This is a genomic window from Paenibacillus terrigena DSM 21567 (assembly GCF_000374845.1).
GTDB lineage: Bacteria > Bacillota > Bacilli > Paenibacillales > Paenibacillaceae > Paenibacillus_K > Paenibacillus_K terrigena.
The window spans coordinates 126,546-141,546 of record NZ_KB895422.1; the positions used below are offsets into that span (position 1 = coordinate 126,546).

14 protein-coding genes, 17 tRNA genes and 1 rRNA gene are annotated in these 15,001 nt (G+C 45.8%); 2 read left to right on the forward strand and 30 right to left on the reverse strand.

Annotated elements, in window-relative coordinates; translation table 11 throughout:
• Positions 1-29: 29 nt before the first annotated feature.
• The 5 genes from C558_RS0124395 to C558_RS0124415 form a co-directional block, all read right to left on the reverse strand.
• Positions 30-875 (reverse strand): ABC transporter permease, encoded by an 846-nt coding sequence (locus tag C558_RS0124395; RefSeq protein ID WP_018758941.1) that lies wholly within the window; start codon positions 873-875, stop codon positions 30-32.
• An 8-nt stretch (positions 876-883) separates the two neighbouring features.
• On the reverse strand, positions 884-1,834 hold the full coding sequence (locus C558_RS0124400) for an ABC transporter permease (RefSeq protein WP_018758942.1): 951 nt from the start codon (positions 1,832-1,834) through the stop codon (positions 884-886).
• Positions 1,835-1,889: 55 nt separating this feature from the next.
• Positions 1,890-3,488, reverse strand: a complete 1,599-nt coding sequence (locus C558_RS0124405) for an ABC transporter substrate-binding protein (protein ID WP_018758943.1) — start codon at positions 3,486-3,488, stop codon at positions 1,890-1,892.
• A gap of 246 nt (positions 3,489-3,734) precedes the next feature.
• Entirely contained in the window at positions 3,735-5,282 is a 1,548-nt protein-coding gene (zwf, locus tag C558_RS0124410; RefSeq protein WP_018758944.1) for a glucose-6-phosphate dehydrogenase, read from the reverse strand.
• Positions 5,283-5,450: 168 nt separating this feature from the next.
• Entirely contained in the window at positions 5,451-6,233 is a 783-nt protein-coding gene (locus tag C558_RS0124415) for a YwmB family TATA-box binding protein (RefSeq protein WP_018758945.1), read from the reverse strand.
• Positions 6,234-6,446: 213 nt separating this feature from the next.
• On the opposite strand from C558_RS0124415, the gene C558_RS0124420 reads away from it, so the two are divergent.
• Positions 6,447-6,866 carry a hypothetical protein gene (locus C558_RS0124420; protein ID WP_018758946.1) on the forward strand — a complete coding sequence of 140 codons (420 nt, stop codon included), beginning with the start codon at positions 6,447-6,449 and terminating at the stop codon, positions 6,864-6,866.
• Positions 6,867-6,936: 70 nt separating this feature from the next.
• Here the strand turns inward: C558_RS0124420 and C558_RS0124425 are convergent, their stop codons facing one another.
• The 7 genes from C558_RS0124425 to C558_RS0124455 all read right to left on the reverse strand — a co-directional run bounded on the left by C558_RS0124425 (position 6,937) and on the right by C558_RS0124455 (position 11,579).
• Entirely contained in the window at positions 6,937-7,581 is a 645-nt protein-coding gene (locus tag C558_RS0124425) for a response regulator transcription factor (RefSeq protein ID WP_018758947.1), read from the reverse strand.
• On the reverse strand, positions 7,565-8,641 hold the full coding sequence (locus tag C558_RS0124430) for a sensor histidine kinase (protein WP_018758948.1): 1,077 nt from the start codon (positions 8,639-8,641) through the stop codon (positions 7,565-7,567). The genes C558_RS0124425 and C558_RS0124430 overlap by 17 nt, the downstream gene beginning before the upstream one ends.
• Before the next feature lie 19 nt (positions 8,642-8,660).
• Entirely contained in the window at positions 8,661-9,311 is a 651-nt protein-coding gene (gene liaF / locus C558_RS0124435; RefSeq protein WP_018758949.1) for a cell wall-active antibiotics response protein LiaF, read from the reverse strand.
• A gap of 114 nt (positions 9,312-9,425) precedes the next feature.
• Positions 9,426-10,097, reverse strand: a complete 672-nt coding sequence (locus C558_RS0124440; RefSeq protein ID WP_018758950.1) for a PspA/IM30 family protein — start codon at positions 10,095-10,097, stop codon at positions 9,426-9,428.
• Between the two features lies 1 nt (position 10,098).
• On the reverse strand, positions 10,099-10,551 hold the full coding sequence (locus tag C558_RS0124445) for a PspC domain-containing protein (protein WP_018758951.1): 453 nt from the start codon (positions 10,549-10,551) through the stop codon (positions 10,099-10,101).
• 6 nt (positions 10,552-10,557) lie between these two features.
• Positions 10,558-11,232, reverse strand: coding sequence for a PspA/IM30 family protein (locus C558_RS0124450; protein WP_018758952.1), 675 nt, complete (start codon positions 11,230-11,232; stop codon positions 10,558-10,560).
• 38 nt (positions 11,233-11,270) lie between these two features.
• A complete protein-coding gene (locus tag C558_RS0124455) occupies positions 11,271-11,579 on the reverse strand; it encodes a LiaF transmembrane domain-containing protein (protein ID WP_018758953.1) in 309 nt (102 codons plus the stop codon).
• Between the two features lie 256 nt (positions 11,580-11,835).
• Between C558_RS0124455 and C558_RS0124460 the strand changes: the two genes are divergently transcribed.
• Entirely contained in the window at positions 11,836-12,864 is a 1,029-nt protein-coding gene (locus tag C558_RS0124460; RefSeq protein WP_018758954.1) for an HD-GYP domain-containing protein, read from the forward strand.
• 139 nt (positions 12,865-13,003) lie between these two features.
• Here the strand turns inward: C558_RS0124460 and C558_RS0124465 are convergent.
• From C558_RS0124465 to C558_RS0124550, 18 genes are all read right to left on the reverse strand, one after another.
• Positions 13,004-13,086 (reverse strand) — tRNA-Leu (locus C558_RS0124465).
• A 22-nt stretch (positions 13,087-13,108) separates the two neighbouring features.
• Positions 13,109-13,185 (reverse strand) — tRNA-Arg (locus C558_RS0124470).
• A 17-nt stretch (positions 13,186-13,202) separates the two neighbouring features.
• Positions 13,203-13,291 (reverse strand) — tRNA-Leu (locus C558_RS0124475).
• A 15-nt stretch (positions 13,292-13,306) separates the two neighbouring features.
• Positions 13,307-13,380: transfer RNA gene (locus tag C558_RS0124480), tRNA-Cys, on the reverse strand.
• Between the two features lie 10 nt (positions 13,381-13,390).
• Positions 13,391-13,465 (reverse strand) — tRNA-Gly (locus tag C558_RS0124485).
• A gap of 4 nt (positions 13,466-13,469) precedes the next feature.
• A tRNA-Gln gene (locus C558_RS0124490) sits at positions 13,470-13,544 on the reverse strand.
• 30 nt (positions 13,545-13,574) lie between these two features.
• Positions 13,575-13,650: transfer RNA gene (locus C558_RS0124495), tRNA-His, on the reverse strand.
• A 33-nt stretch (positions 13,651-13,683) separates the two neighbouring features.
• Positions 13,684-13,757 (reverse strand) — tRNA-Trp (locus tag C558_RS0124500).
• Positions 13,758-13,763: 6 nt separating this feature from the next.
• Positions 13,764-13,848 (reverse strand) — tRNA-Tyr (locus tag C558_RS0124505).
• Between the two features lie 13 nt (positions 13,849-13,861).
• Positions 13,862-13,937, reverse strand: a tRNA-Thr gene (locus tag C558_RS0124510).
• Positions 13,938-13,951: 14 nt separating this feature from the next.
• Positions 13,952-14,027 (reverse strand) — tRNA-Phe (locus C558_RS0124515).
• 16 nt (positions 14,028-14,043) lie between these two features.
• Positions 14,044-14,120, reverse strand: a tRNA-Asp gene (locus C558_RS0124520).
• A gap of 23 nt (positions 14,121-14,143) precedes the next feature.
• Positions 14,144-14,220 (reverse strand) — tRNA-Met (locus tag C558_RS0124525).
• Between the two features lie 18 nt (positions 14,221-14,238).
• Positions 14,239-14,314: transfer RNA gene (locus C558_RS0124530), tRNA-Val, on the reverse strand.
• An 82-nt stretch (positions 14,315-14,396) separates the two neighbouring features.
• A tRNA-Glu gene (locus C558_RS0124535) sits at positions 14,397-14,471 on the reverse strand.
• 17 nt (positions 14,472-14,488) lie between these two features.
• A tRNA-Ser gene (locus tag C558_RS0124540) sits at positions 14,489-14,580 on the reverse strand.
• 3 nt (positions 14,581-14,583) lie between these two features.
• Positions 14,584-14,659, reverse strand: a tRNA-Asn gene (locus tag C558_RS0124545).
• A gap of 62 nt (positions 14,660-14,721) precedes the next feature.
• A 23S ribosomal RNA gene (locus C558_RS0124550) occupies positions 14,722-15,001 on the reverse strand; the annotation flags it as partial.

Here is a 15,001-nt window from a genome sequence, read left to right on the forward strand (position 1 = left end):
TCTCACTCCGTTAAGTCATAATTCACGGGTTAACGCCGATTCACCTTCGGTTCGAATGCGACGCGGAATACATCCCCGAGAAAATTAAATGAAAGCACTGTTAATAGAATAAAAAGCCCTGGGATTATCGCCATATACGGCGCTTCCCCGATAAAGCCTTGCGCATTGTTCAGCATGCTGCCCCATGAAGAGTTTGGCTGCTGCACACCAAGACCTAAGAAGCTGAGTGACGACTCCATCAGAATCGCGGATGCGATATTAATGGATGCCGATACAATAATGGTCGGCAGAATGCTAGGTACAATATGCTTCGTAATGATCCGCTGCGTGCTCTGACCCGATACACGTGCGTACATCACATATTCCCGCTCCTTCACCGATAGTGTCTCCGCGCGGACAATCCGCGCAATACTCATCCAGCTGAGCAGCCCGATAATGATGATTATCGTCGGAATACTTGGTTTCAAATAAGCATTGAGAATAAGCATTAAGAAGAACGACGGAATAGACATCAGGACATCAACCATACGCATTAACAGGTTATCAATGAACCCGCCAAAATAACCACTGACCGCGCCAACGGCTGTCCCTACAACGACGGCAATGGCCATCGCCAAAAATCCGACACTTAAAGATACACGCCCCCCGTATAATGCCCTCGCAAAGTAATCCCGTCCGTAGTCATCCGTTCCGAACCAATGCGTCGCACTTGGCGGCAGCAACCGCTCTGTCGGGACAAGTTTGTTCGGATCGTAAGGGGACAAGAACGCGAACACGGCCCCGATGATGAAAATAGTAAGAATAATAAGGGCTACGATGCCCGTCTTTTGCTCTTTGAATTGTGCTTTTACATTACGCCATCTCATTCGATTCATCTGTCTAATCACCTCATCGTCTTGATACGCGGATCAACGACACTATATAAGATGTCCGCCACCAAGTTTCCAATCACGAGCATAAACGATGAGAACATCGTAATCCCCATAATCACGGGGTAATCCAGGCCGAATACCGACGAGATCCCGAGGGAACCCATGCCCGGCCAAGAGAATACCGTCTCTGTAATGAACGCTCCTGCAATCAGATCTGCGAAGGACATCCCCAGGATTGTAATAATCGGGAGCAGCACATTCTTCAGGACATGACGCCAAAGAACACTGCGTTTAGTTGCGCCATAGGCGTACTGAATCTGTACATAATCTTCTTCCAGCTGACTGATCGCTTGGGAGCGAATATACCGCGAATACATCGATACATTGATAAACGTTAGGACCGCACACGGCAGAATGCCATGCTTCACAATATCCCAGAAGGAATCCACGCCAATCGTACGCATCCCCATACTTGGCAGCCAGTGCAATTTCACGGCGAAAATATAAATCAACATGATCCCGAACCAGAAGCTTGGAATCGAGATCCCGATGTACGAAATCATGCTAATGCCGCGATCGAGCAGCCGATTTTTACGGGATGCCGCGATGATACTAAGTGGAATAGCAATAATTAGTGAAAGGAATAATGCTGAACCCATCAAACCAATTGTCGCAGGCAGACGCTCTAGAATCAATTCCAACACCGGACGATGATTCGTTAAGGAATATCCGAAGTTGCCTTGCAGCACATTCTTTAGCCAGATGAAGTATTGCATAATGACCGGCTGATCCAGGCCCAGACTATGCCGAATTCTCTCGACGTCTTCCGCGCTCATATTCGGTGTGACGAATGAATTCACCGGATCCCCCGGTGCGAGCTTAATTAATGCGAATGACACGACGGAGATAAACCAAAGCAACGGGATCGATTGTAGAACCCGTCGCAAGATGTTTTTTTTCAAAGGTGTCCCCTCCGAACTGAACACTCGGCGTTGCCGCCGAGTGTCGTGGAATGTTCTATTTAGTTACATACAATTTCGATAGATCCTCAAGCATAACAACCGGTTTCGTTACTGCTTCCTCCACACCACCGTAGCGTTTGTCGAGAGCAACAACACCTTTTGTATAAGCAATTGGGAAGACCGTCATTTCATTCGCAACGGTTTGTTGAATTTGTTTGTACAATTCGCCGCGTTTTGCTGTATCGGTCTGTACTGCTGCTTGATCCCATAATTTATCGAAGTCTGCATTTTTATAGTGTGAATAGTTATAAGCTTCATTACTCATGTAGAGCGTACGGTAAGCATCTGGCTCAAAGCCCATGATATAACCACCGAAGGAGAGATCATACTCTTTGTTGTTCATATCCAAGGATTTGTTACCGAAAGCCGTAATATCAAGCGGCATCAATTCCACTTCGATACCGACTTCTTTCAACTTTTGTTGAACATATAGCGCTAAGCTTGTTTGCGGTTTGTTCGAGTTCGTATAAGCAAGTTTCAATTTCAAATTCGATACGCCTGCTTGCGCGAGTAATTCTTTGGCCTTATCCAAGTTGTGGTCATATTTCTCAACATCATTGGTCTGATACAACGTGTCTGGCGTAAGGATTGAAGCAGCTGGTTCTGCATACTCACCGGACGTGTAAGCTGCTGTAATCATTTCGTTCTTATCGAGCGCATAAGCAATCGCTTGACGCACTTCCTTCTTCTTCATGACATCCACATTCAAGTTAAATACCATGTAGGACAAGCGGCCTTCTAGGTAAGTTAGGATGTTGAAATTGCCTGTATTCTTAAGTGTATTTACATCTTGTGTGTCAATCATACGCATTTGAATTTCGCCGTTCTGAAGGGCAAGATTAGCAGCATTCGGATCTTTCGCTACACGGTATGTGACGGAATCCAATTTCGGTGCGCCGCCAACATACTTGTCGAAGCGCTCTAATGTTACATATTCCCCTGCACGGTATTCTTTAAATTTGAATGGACCAGAACCGACCGGGTTGCTGTTCTTTGGACTTTTCTCAATATCCGCTTCCCCTTCGAAGATATGTTTAGGAATTGGGAAGATTTGAACGAGCATGCCTTCGAATGCTGCGGATACTTTCGGAAGAACGAAGTCCACCGTACGGTCGTCCACTTTCTTCATCGTTAACGGCTTGCCGTCATAGACGAATGAACCACGGAAGAAGCTATGCTGCTTCTCATCGAGAATACTGTTCATCGTGAAAATAATATCGTCAGCCGTCAATGGCTGTCCGTCGTGCCAAGTTAGACCTTCACGCAGTTTCAACGTGTATGTCAAGTTATCTGCAGATGGCGTCAAGCTCTCTGCAAGTACGAACGTCTTCTTATCTCCATTTACGTTGAATAGTGGTGCATACAACGCTTGGTCAATCGTTAATGTAACACGATCTCCCGCATAAATTGGGTTCAATACTTTAGGATCATCCTGAACGGCAATGACGAGGCTGCCCCCATTTTTTGCTGTCCCGGCAGGTGCCGTTGATCCTTGATCTTCTGCCTTTTTGTCGCTTGAAGCACTACCGCATGCACTCATGGTTAGAATCACAAGTGCCATTATCGCAGCAGTCCACATATTTCTACGCTTCATATTCGTTTACCCCCTGTAACATCATGTCGAATATTGTCTTTGGTTAAAACTAGTATACCAGTATCTTTTCATAAAGCAACTATTTTTTCCGAGTTTACAGGTAGGAATTAAAGTCACCCTAATACCAAACGGAAAAAAGGCACTCTGATAACATCAGAGCGCCTCCCTTCCAACGATGATCCTATTGTCCGATGAGAAATGCGCGTGCCGGAGCCGCTTCAATTCCCGTCATTTTCTAGCTGTCTTTTATGAATTTTTCCAGATCACTTCGTCCTCATCTTGCCCATTAACAGGCCACCAATGGAAGCCATCTTTGGCAAGAAGCTCATCCACCTTCTCAGGCCCCCAAGAACCAGCTGGGTAATGTTCGATAGCAGATGGGTTCGCTGCCCATGCTTCGGCAATGCGATCAACGAATGCCCAAGCGGAGGACACTTCGTCCCAGCGTGTGAAATACGTAGAATCGCCACGCGCAGCATCGAAGATGAGGCGCTCATAAGCTTCAGGCGAGTTAATGCCGACCAAGCAGCTCTGGCAGAAATCCATCGCAAGCGGTTGAATATCAGATTCCGATCCCGGTCTCTTCGCATTGATCTTCACATAAATGCCTTCCATTGGATTCACCCGAATGACGAGCAAGTTCGGCTCTAAGTTATGCTTCTGTCCGAGGTAGACATTCGTAGGCATCCGTTTGAATTCGACCACAACTTCTGTCGTCTTCACCGGTAGACGCTTGCCTGTACGAATATAGAACGGCACACCTGCCCAGCGGAAATTATCGACGAATACTTTGGCAGCGAAATAGGTCTCGGTATTGGACTCTGGATTGACGGATTCCTCTTCACGATAACCTGGCAATGCCTTGCCTTTCAACGCTCCGCTCGTATATTGTCCGCGAACGACATTCGCTTCCACTTCTTCCTTCGACGTATATGCACGTAGAGAGCGAAGCACTTTCACCTTCTCATCGCGAATATCCTCCGCAACTAACCGGCTAGGCGGCTCCATTGCGATCATCGTGAGCAGCTGCAGCATATGATTCTGTCCCATATCACGCAGCGCGCCCGCATGATCATAGTATCCACCGCGCTCTTCGACACCAACCGTCTCGCCAAGTGTGATCTGAATGTTCGCAATATGTTTGTTATTCCATAACGGCTCGAAGAAGGAGTTCGCGAATCGAATGACTTCGATGTTCTGAACCATCTCTTTGCCAAGGTAGTGGTCAATCCGGTAAATTTCCTCTTCGCGGAATACTTCGTTAATCTGCTTATTCAGCTCTTCCGCCGATTTTAGATCATAACCGAATGGCTTCTCGATCACAAGACGATGCCAGCCTTGGGATTCAAGCATACCGCCCTTCCGCAAATTCTGTGATACACCGCTGAACAGCTCCGGCGAGAGTGCAAGATAGAATAGGCGATTGCCTTCGATATTGAACTCTTGTTCAAGCACACGCGTCTGTTGATCGAGTTCCCGGAATCCATCAACATTATTAATATCTAGTGATTTATATTCAAAATGTCTAACAAAGTCATTCCAATCCGTATTGGCTTCTGGCTTGTAGCGGCAGAACTCCTTAATGGATTGAATAATATCCTCACGGAATTGATCATTCGTGCGTGGACGACGAGCAACACCGATTACCGCAAAACGCTCGCCTAGCTTGCCTTCACGATATAAGCTATAGATAGCTGGATACAACTTGCGACGTGCCAAATCTCCTGTCGCTCCAAAAATAAAAAAGACAGCGCCAGATGCTAAACTCGTTAGGTTATTCTCTATTTCGTTCATGGCTCCTCATTCTCTTCCTTATGTATTTTTATACAAAAAATTGACTCCCATCATCCAAGTGTTTCACATCTGTATCTTATGCCATTTTATCACAACCATCTCGTTGTTGCTATTCTCAGAAGACCAAATTTTTGCACATTCCTACATAATTTTTTTTGCATGTAATGCCTAATATTCCGTTGTTATAAGGGGAAGACCGATAGACACCCGCTCTTGATCTGTGCCGCTGATTTGATGAACAGCCATCTGAAGATGCAGCTCATGCTTACCACTTACGATACCTTGGCCCAACTCAGGGGCTGAATAAGATGCACTATAGGTGCCATTGTCTGTATATTTTTCCATTTGAATGAGTTTGACTTCCTTCGCAATTACATGCTCCAGTTGTTCTACGGTTACTTGTGCTGAACCCTTCGCTTGTCGTTCTTTCTCGCCTTGCACAGTACCATTCCAGTTATAATCCAAACCCAAGTCATTCAATTGACGTACGAATTTTTCTTGTGTCGCCTGTACTTCTGAATATAATTGCTTCTCGGATTGTGAAGAATCCACCCGCTTTGCTTCAATCTGATAGACCCAGAAGAATCGGTTCGCTTCACGTTGAACAGCCATCCAGTTCACACGCGAGCCATTTACTTGCCAGCTTGCGCTCACGATGACCTTTCCATTCTTCGTTTGTAGTTCGATTTTTTTCCTGGCAAGAAGTCCTTCGCTCCACGCCTCTACCTGACCCTTTAATGACTTGCTACCATCCATGAATTCCATCTCGCCATTGATTTTCACAACCCAGCGCGTCGGCTGCGCTTGCATCGATTCACTTAATTTCCATAGCTGTGCGAGGCGGTGTTCTGCCGTGGAGACGCCATCGCGCTGCTTGAATCCGGTTAGCATTGTGGCACTTAGCCACACGAGACACAAGCACATACAGCCTACCATCCATTTCCGCATCATCACCAGTTCCCCCATTCACGTCTTCGATTCTATGAATCTAGTAAATAGGATATCCGTTCCACCTCTCCCTTATACGCCTCATGCAAAAATAGGCACTTCACTGCTAGGTAAGTAACCATACACGTTTATCCCCGTTTGAATAGATTATTGTGAACCAGACAAATGCCGTATTCACATGAAACGGATCGTTAATTATAGGAGGTGTCGAACCTTATGATTCCGGTTTACCCTGTCAATGAAAAGAGTATTGGTCATATAACAGGCCGAATGGTATGTGTCGTGACAAGCCATGGAGAGCGTTTTATCGGTCGGGTCGCAGGCTGCAGGAATGGCAAGCTCGTACTGTTTGATGATGAAGATGAATCGCCTTTTAGCCCACCGTCCCATGAACATCATCATGAAGGTCCTAAGCATGAAGAAGAGCATCATGAGAAACATAAGAAACATCATAAGAAGGGCAAGAAACATCACTCCGATCACAAACCCCATAAGCATAAAAAACACAAGAACCACAAAAAAAGCTCATGCCGTATCGCCAAAAATTCAAGCTTCATCCCTAACCATGACAATCGCCGCAGATTTTTCGAAATCGACCTTGCACTCATCTCCTTTCTTTTCCTGCTTGTGCTATAAAAAACGCAGAAGAACCCGGAATCGCTCACGACCGCAGCAATTCGGGTTCTTCCTGTTTGTTACTCAACTATTATTCGGCTAAACCATTCTTATACGCATAAATGGCGGCTTGTGTGCGATCGTCCACACCGAGCTTCGCCAGAATATTCGTGACATGAAATTTCACAGTCTTGATTCCAATGAACAGCGCGTCTGCAATATCTTGATTCGACTTGCCTTCGGCGAGGAGACGAAGCACATCCATCTCTCGCTCTGTTAAATCTTCGTGTGCAGCAGCATGCTGCTTCGGTTGACGAAGACGATTCATCATCTTCGATGCAACCTGGGACTCCAGTACGGATTGGCCTCGAGCTGCCGCTCGTATCGCCTCTGCAATCTCGGTCGCACGGGAAGTTTTCAAGAGATAACTGAATGCCCCCGCTTCAATCACCGGATACATCTTCTCATCATCCAAGAAGCTCGTAAGCACAATGACCTTGCATTCTGGGTACAATTCAAGCAGCTTACGTGTTGTCTCGATTCCATCCATGCCTTCCATCACCAAATCCATCAATACGACATGTGGTCGATATTCTTGGGCAAGACGGATACCTTCGATTCCATTGCTAGCTTCGCCAACAACTTCGATCCCATCCTCTGTACCTAGAACTGCGGCAAGACCGATACGAACCATTTCATGATCATCCACGAGCAATACTTTAATCGGCGTCTCCAATCCCTTCACCCCATCCACTTTCCTCGTTTAATACCGGAATACGAATCTCTATTCTTGTCCCTTTGCCTGGCGCAGTAATTAACTGTAATGATCCACCAATTTCATTCACGCGTTCCTGCATCGTCGATAACCCATATGAGGTCTGCTTCTTCACATCAAGCTCAAACCCAATCCCGTTATCTCGCAATAACAGGCGCACCCCATCCTGACGTTGATGCAACTTAATCTCCATCTTCGTTGCCTTAGAATGCCTTAATGTATTCGATAAAGCCTCCTGTACAATCCGGAATAGATGATTCTCAATCCCCTTCATTAATGCAATGTCCTCATCCACCTCGTAGATAATCTCCATAGGAACTTTCGCTTTCATCTCGTGCAGGAGCTCTCTGAGACCTTCAGCAAGCGGCTTACCCTCCAAGTGTACAGGCCTCAAATGAAGCAGCAGCGCTCGCATCTCTGATTGGGCAACAGAAGCCATTTCTTCAATCAAGTTCACTTGCCTCAGTGCTCTGTCAAAATCTTCTTTCTCGAGGGTTCTGCCTACTGCGGTTGCTGTCATCGAGATCGCGAACAACTGTTGACTCACGGCATCATGAAGCTCCCTTGCAAGCCGCTGCCGCTCTTCAATAATAGCAGTAAAACGAGCCTTTTCTGCCAACTGCGCGTTGTTCGTCGATAGTCGTTGCAGCGAGCTCACTTGCTCTTCCCATTTCTTACTCATCCGACCTAACTGCTCTGCCAGGCGACCTACTTCGTCTTCACCTAGATCCGGCAGCGGGCGAGATAAATTTCCTTTCTCCATCTGAAGAACGGAATCTCTAAGCGTCTCCAACCTTCTACGCACATGGTAACTCTGATAGAACCCGAATATCGCTCCAAGCCCAATGGATATCGATACACCCGTAAGACTAATCCAGACGCCCTGCAGCCATGTCGTGAGCGGTTTCATATAGCCGTAGGACTGTAAGAAATAGATCGACGCTCCGAATAACAACATGGAGAAGAGGATCGTCTGGCCCATACTCCGTATAACCATATTGGTCGTTTTGGTCGTTTCCATGGCACCGATCCCCTTCCTGTTAATTAATTCGAATATCAATATCTCCTACGATATAGGAAATGACGAGTTTTACTTTTTGATCACACAAATCATAATGCGGTGACTTCCACACCCGTTTATTCATGAATCCTGCTTCCTTCTCATGGTTGAAATTAATCTGTCCCAAGACAACATTCGCTTCAAGCTCGAGCCCAATATCGTCTGGAATTGAGACATCAATATCCCCTAGCGCACCTTGAAGTACGACCGTGCACTCCTTCTCCTCCATAATGGCAAGTGATAGATCAAAATTCACTTCTCCCACGACATGCCAGAGGCTCATATTCCGCAATACCCATGGCTCGCGATCCCATTTCAAGCTACTCATTAGATTCTGCTTCTGTATATATCGTTCATCTCGCTGCTCTTTCTTCGATTTTGCATAGAATAGACCGAGTGAGATTAAGATTACTCCGAGTAAAAGTGTAAAATGATCCAGCAGCAATAGAATGCCACCAATGACAAAGAGCATATAGCCCCTTCGTGTATTTCCTCGTTTACGAATTTGATCTAAGCCTATGAAAAATAGAATGAGTGCGGCAATCGTCAAGAAGCTAATCCAATCGCCTAATAACATAAATAGACCTATACCGATCATAATAAATGCGATATTGCGATTTTTGCTTTGCATGTGCCGCCCTCCTCTCTTGATGGTATAAGGATGGAAAAGCCATGACAACGCAAATCTTGCGCTGTATGGCTTAACCTTTCATAGCATATCACAATTCGACATTATTACGAAATACTAATTTTGATTCAGTTTGTTCTTAAGTGCTTGAATCTGCTCATCAACCATAAGTTCTTTGCTTGGATCTACAGGGGCTTGATAGCGTCCTGCTACACCGCCTGGTACGCGCATAACATCAGCTTCTGCTTCCAATTGCATGATTTTCTCTTCCATGCGGTGGAATCCGCGAGATGCGCTACCGCCTTCGATCGTATGCAAGCTGCTGATCGTAGCCATTTGTTTCTTCGCTTTCGCCATTTGAGCACGGGATGCAAGCTCATTACGCTTATTGCGCAGTTTGTAGAACTCATCCTTCATCTCATGAAGCTGCTGCATCAAATCTTTTGCTTGTTCGCTGGATTGCGTATGCAAATCCGTATATTCAGTTATTTTTTGGTCGTGGTACAATTTCTCTTCGAGCAATTTACGAGCAACTTCCTCTTGACCATTACGAAGTGCATGCTCTGCTTGACGCTCACGCTCACCGCTTAGTCGGATGGATTCTTCAAGACGTTGCTTCACGCGACGCTCGTTAGCCATTTGTTTCGCTACAGTAACCTCTGCTTCATGAATTTCACTTTCCATATCACGAAGATACTGGTTTAGCATTACCACCGGATCTTCAACCTTATCCAACAATTCATGTACCGATGCCTTTGTCATGTCCTTAATTCTTTTAAATACTCCCATTTTACTTATCTCCCTTCTCGAATTGCGCAACTTTGGCGCGTAATTGTTCTAATTCTTTTTGCATTGCTTTCTTCTCGATATCCTCCATCATGGAGTCGAACGATGAAGATGTTGTAGATGATGTAGTGTTTGTCTTTGGTGCGCCATACTTGTTCATGTCTGAATAACCGCCTGATGTATAGGAAGGTCCTGAACCATATGTTGGTCCTTGGCCGTAATTCGTTCCACTACCATACCTAGGTCCTTGATGATAAGGATTCAAGGGATCCATCGGTTCCTTTGGAACAACCAAGCTAGCGACAATATAGACGAACAACGCAGTTCCACCAGTACAGACAGTTACGATAATGAGCGCTAAGCGTATGAACGTTGAATCGATATTCATGTACTGCGCAATCCCACCGCATAGTCCCGATACTTTTTTGTCATAAATCGAACGATACAGCTTATTCATCCTTTGTTACTCCTTTCTATCATTCTCCAGCTTCTGCTTCAGACGATCGAGTTCTCGATCTAAGACACCTTGGATTTGAGTGCCTGCCTGGTACATCATATCTTGGCCCATTCGCTTTATATCCCGCAGACTTCGCGTCTCAAGCTCAAGGTCCGATACTCGATCTTCGAGGCGATTGAACATGCGAGGAATCGTGTTCGATCCGTAAGCCTGTGTACGTTGGTTCATTCGTTGTTGAATCCGAATATTCTCCATTCGCGCAACATAATATTGGCGTTTATCGTATACCGTCTGGTATTCGATCTTTAGCAAATTCAACTGTTCTTCGAGTTCAATGATCGTGCTCTTGCTCTGTTCATATAGCTCCCCATATTGGGCTGCTTTTTCTTCGTGGATCATCTTCTCTTGAAGCGCCATCTTCGCAACATGTTCTTCGTCTGCCTTGAGTGCTAATAAGGCTTGCTGCTCACGTTTATCTCGCATGCTCTCCGCTTGTAGTACTTGATTCTTAAGCTGGTTGGCGTGCATAAGTACCTGTTGATACAATTTCTCTGATTCTACGATTTCATGTTTGGTCGACATGAGGAATTGATCGATTAATCTTACAGGATCCTCTGAACGTTCCAAACGGTCATTCAATGTTGCTGCCGTAATATCACGTACTCTTTTCATCACACTCATGATTCTCTCGAACCTCCTTATTCGTTTAATATGCCGTATTAGTAAGTTCTATTGTTTCGCTTGTTACTTAGCATTGATACACCTACAACTATCAACCCTATAGCGAGTAACAAGCCGAAGATCCAAGCGAGCTTACTGAAAAGGATAATGGCGCCGAGGACCATGATGATCCATCCAAAATACCGACTACCATTCTTTACGCCGTAATACCCAAGGGCGATCATCAATATTGGAACCAAGTAAGCCATCAATCCGCTTAAGAAACCAAATGCGAACTTCCCTAGTAGGATGACAACCCCGAGTCCGATGAGCAAGGCTGCAAATCCTGTTTTATTATTTCGATTCATCGTCGTTCACCGCCTTTCGTTTCTCTCTTGCTTATGTCTTTATTTTAGGCGGTTTAAGACTTTTCCAAAACGGACCCCCGGCGGTTTTTGATCCTAGACCTTGGTCCAGTCTGTTCACAGACCTTAGGGACGTATGAATTATTCATATCAATTGTATAATTCCGATTTTCATTGTAAGATATAGAAGGAATTTAAATTTGGGAATATATAGAAGATGCAAACCCTTTGTACATAGATGGCTCGGGAGGAATATCGTATGCTTAATCTTCAATCGCAATTCGCGAATATTCTATTAGGTCAACGATTAAAACACGATCTGTTTAACCATTCGGGAGTTCTTATCATTCCAGCGAAGACGGTCATCACCGAAGAACATTTGCAGATCGTATCCATGCATCACATTCCAATCTCGATTCATGATTTAGAAGAGATTACATTGTCCGAAGGAACAGATGGCTGTCAATTAATTGATCGCAGCGTTCTTATTATTCAGGATTTATATGAACGAGTAAGCTATAGGCGGGCCATTCCCATACTCGATATAAAGACACACATTCTTCCGATTATTCAACACACCGTCAAACATACAGACTTGTTCACATTACTCTCTTGGCTCAAATCTTCAGATGACTATACCTATCGCCACATGGTGGCTGTCTCCATTCTCTCCACGTTAATAGGCAAATGGCTTCAATTAAACGAAACAGAACTTCAAGATCTTACGATGGCAGCCGTCTTACATGATGTCGGCAAAATCAATATCCCTCTAGAGATACTTAATAAACCAGGGGCTCTCACCCCAGAAGAATTTGAAATCGTCAAACAACATACGAAAGATGGCTATGAGTTGATCAAAGCTACATCTGGAACGACCATGCGCCAAGCGCTCGTTGCCCTCCAACATCACGAACGTCAAGATGGCAGCGGCTATCCACTCGGACTTCGTAGCGATAATATTGATCTCTATTCCCGCATCGTCGCTGTTGCCGATGTATTCCATGCCATGTCCTCTGAACGTGTCTATCGCAATGCATCACCCTTCTATACATTATTGAATGAATTGTATCAATTTGCTTTTGGGAAACTGGATGCCAAGATCGTCCGCTTATTCTTAGACCGATTAATGCAAGCGCTTGTAGGAAATGAAGTCCTCCTCACGGATGGTCGCCGAGCGATTATTGTTATGATCAATTCCCATGATCCGATTCATCCGTTAGTCCGTGTAGGTGATGCTTTCGTGGATTTGAGTAAATGCTCGATTCAGATTGAAGAGGTTCTTGCGTAGGTTTTAATTGAATTGGACACTGACGTATGCAATTCGATGCTGCGTCTTTTTCTTTTGATCAAATATATGTATAAACAGCAAAAACACCTTAAGGATTAAATCCCTAAGGTGTTTATCATTTCATTTCCATTTGAAGAAGTGGTGCCGGTGAAGGGACTCGAACCCCCACGGTTTCCCTCACGATTTTGAGTCGCGCGCGTCTGCCAATTCCGCCACACCGGCTTATTAAACTTCTTGTTTTTAATGGCGCGCCCTAAGAGATTCGAACTCCTGGCCTTTTGATTCGTAGTCAAACGCTCTATCCAGCTGAGCTAAGGGCGCAATCATTATGGTAAATATGGTGCCGAAGACCAGACTTGAACTGGTACGGTAGTCACCTACCGCAGGATTTTAAGTCCTGTGCGTCTGCCGATTCCGCCACTCCGGCACGGAGTGAAAATGGTGGAGGCGCCACCCAGATTCGAACTGGGGGTAAAGCTTTTGCAGAGCTCTGCCTTACCACTTGGCTATGGCGCCAAATTATAAATGGAGCGGACGACGGGAATCGAACCCGCGACCCTCGCCTTGGCAAGGCGATGCTCTACCGCTGAGCCACGTCCGCGAAATGGCTGGGGATATAGGATTTGAACCTATGCATGACGGAGTCAAAGTCCGTTGCCTTACCGCTTGGCTAATCCCCAACAATTTTGTTATTTCATTGATTTAATTAATGGGGCGACCGAGGGGAATTGAACCCCCGAATGTCGGATCCACAAACCGATGCGTTAACCACTTCGCCACGACCGCCATAATTAAAAATGTATCAAGTTGTAATGCTCTTGGCAGGGGCAGCAGGAATTGAACCCACACCAAAGGTTTTGGAGACCTTTGTTCTACCTTTAAACTATGCCCCTATATTGTGGTGGAGGCTGATGGATTCGAACCACCGAACTCGGAGAGAGCAGATTTACAGTCTGCCGTGTTTAGCCACTTCACTAAGCCTCCACAATGAATTACATGGTGCCGTCGAGAGGACTTGAACCCCCAACCTACTGATTACAAGTCAGTTGCTCTACCAGTTGAGCTACAACGGCATATTAAATTTAAATGGTGGCTCGGGACGGAATCGAACCGCCGACACGAGGATTTTCAGTCCTCTGCTCTACCGACTGAGCTACCGAGCCTTATTCATGTTCTAGATGGCGGAGCTGACGGGATTCGAACCCGCGGTCTCCTGCGTGACAGGCAGGCATGTTAGGCCTCTACACCACAGCTCCACAGTATTGGCTCATTTAATAATTGGTTGCGGGGGCAGGATTTGAACCTGCGGCCTTCGGGTTATGAGCCCGACGAGCTACCGGGCTGCTCCACCCCGCGTCATCAAAAAAATATATATGGTGGAGGCTAACGGGATCGAACCGCTGACCCTCTGCTTGTAAGGCAGATGCTCTCCCAGCTGAGCTAAGCCTCCGTTTTACAGCGACATCTATTATTTTATCAGATGTTCTATCAACTTGGCAACCATCAATTTTTACCAGTTACGAAGTTTTAAATGGTGACCCGTAGGGGATTCGAACCCCTGTTACCTCCGTGAAAGGGAGGTGTCTTAACCCCTTGACCAACGGGCCATACTAGAAATAATTAGTGGCGGAGAGAGAGGGATTCGAACCCTCGAGACGCTTGTGACGCCTACACGATTTCCAATCGTGCTCCTTCGGCCAACTCGGACACCTCTCCACATGGCTCCCCGAACAGGACTCGAACCTGTGACAACTCGATTAACAGTCGAGTGCTCTACCAACTGAGCTATCAGGGAATATTCAGTTCAGAGTTTGATCTCTGAAAACCAGATGCGAAATAAATTTACGTTTTATGTTTTAGGATAAGCCCTCGACCGATTAGTATTGGTCAGCTCCACACATTGCTGCGCTTCCACCTCCAACCTATCAACCTCGTCGTCTTCAAGGGGTCTTACTAATTGGGAAATCTCATCTTGAGGGGGGCTTCACGCTTAGATGCTTTCAGCGCTTATCCCGTCCGTACTTGGCTACCCAGCGGTGCTCCTGGCGGAACAACTGGTACACCAGCGGTACGTCCATCCCGGTCCTCTCGTACTAAGGACAGCTCCTCTCAAATTTCCTACGCCCACGACAGATAG

Coding starts and splice junctions, on each gene's coding strand:
- C558_RS0124395 (WP_018758941.1), bottom strand. CDS start 875: ATGAATCGAATGAGATGGCGTAATGTAAAAGCACAATTCAAAGAGCAA.
- C558_RS0124405 (WP_018758943.1), bottom strand. CDS start 3,488: ATGAAGCGTAGAAATATGTGGACTGCTGCGATAATGGCACTTGTGATT.
- zwf (WP_018758944.1), bottom strand. CDS start 5,282: ATGAACGAAATAGAGAATAACCTAACGAGTTTAGCATCTGGCGCTGTC.
- C558_RS0124415 (WP_018758945.1), bottom strand. CDS start 6,233: ATGATGCGGAAATGGATGGTAGGCTGTATGTGCTTGTGTCTCGTGTGG.
- C558_RS0124420 (WP_018758946.1), top strand. CDS start 6,447: ATGATTCCGGTTTACCCTGTCAATGAAAAGAGTATTGGTCATATAACA.
- C558_RS0124430 (WP_018758948.1), bottom strand. CDS start 8,641: ATGGAAACGACCAAAACGACCAATATGGTTATACGGAGTATGGGCCAG.
- liaF (WP_018758949.1), bottom strand. CDS start 9,311: ATGCAAAGCAAAAATCGCAATATCGCATTTATTATGATCGGTATAGGT.
- C558_RS0124440 (WP_018758950.1), bottom strand. CDS start 10,097: ATGGGAGTATTTAAAAGAATTAAGGACATGACAAAGGCATCGGTACAT.
- C558_RS0124445 (WP_018758951.1), bottom strand. CDS start 10,551: ATGAATAAGCTGTATCGTTCGATTTATGACAAAAAAGTATCGGGACTA.
- C558_RS0124450 (WP_018758952.1), bottom strand. CDS start 11,232: ATGAGTGTGATGAAAAGAGTACGTGATATTACGGCAGCAACATTGAAT.
- C558_RS0124455 (WP_018758953.1), bottom strand. CDS start 11,579: ATGAATCGAAATAATAAAACAGGATTTGCAGCCTTGCTCATCGGACTC.
- C558_RS0124460 (WP_018758954.1), top strand. CDS start 11,836: ATGCTTAATCTTCAATCGCAATTCGCGAATATTCTATTAGGTCAACGA.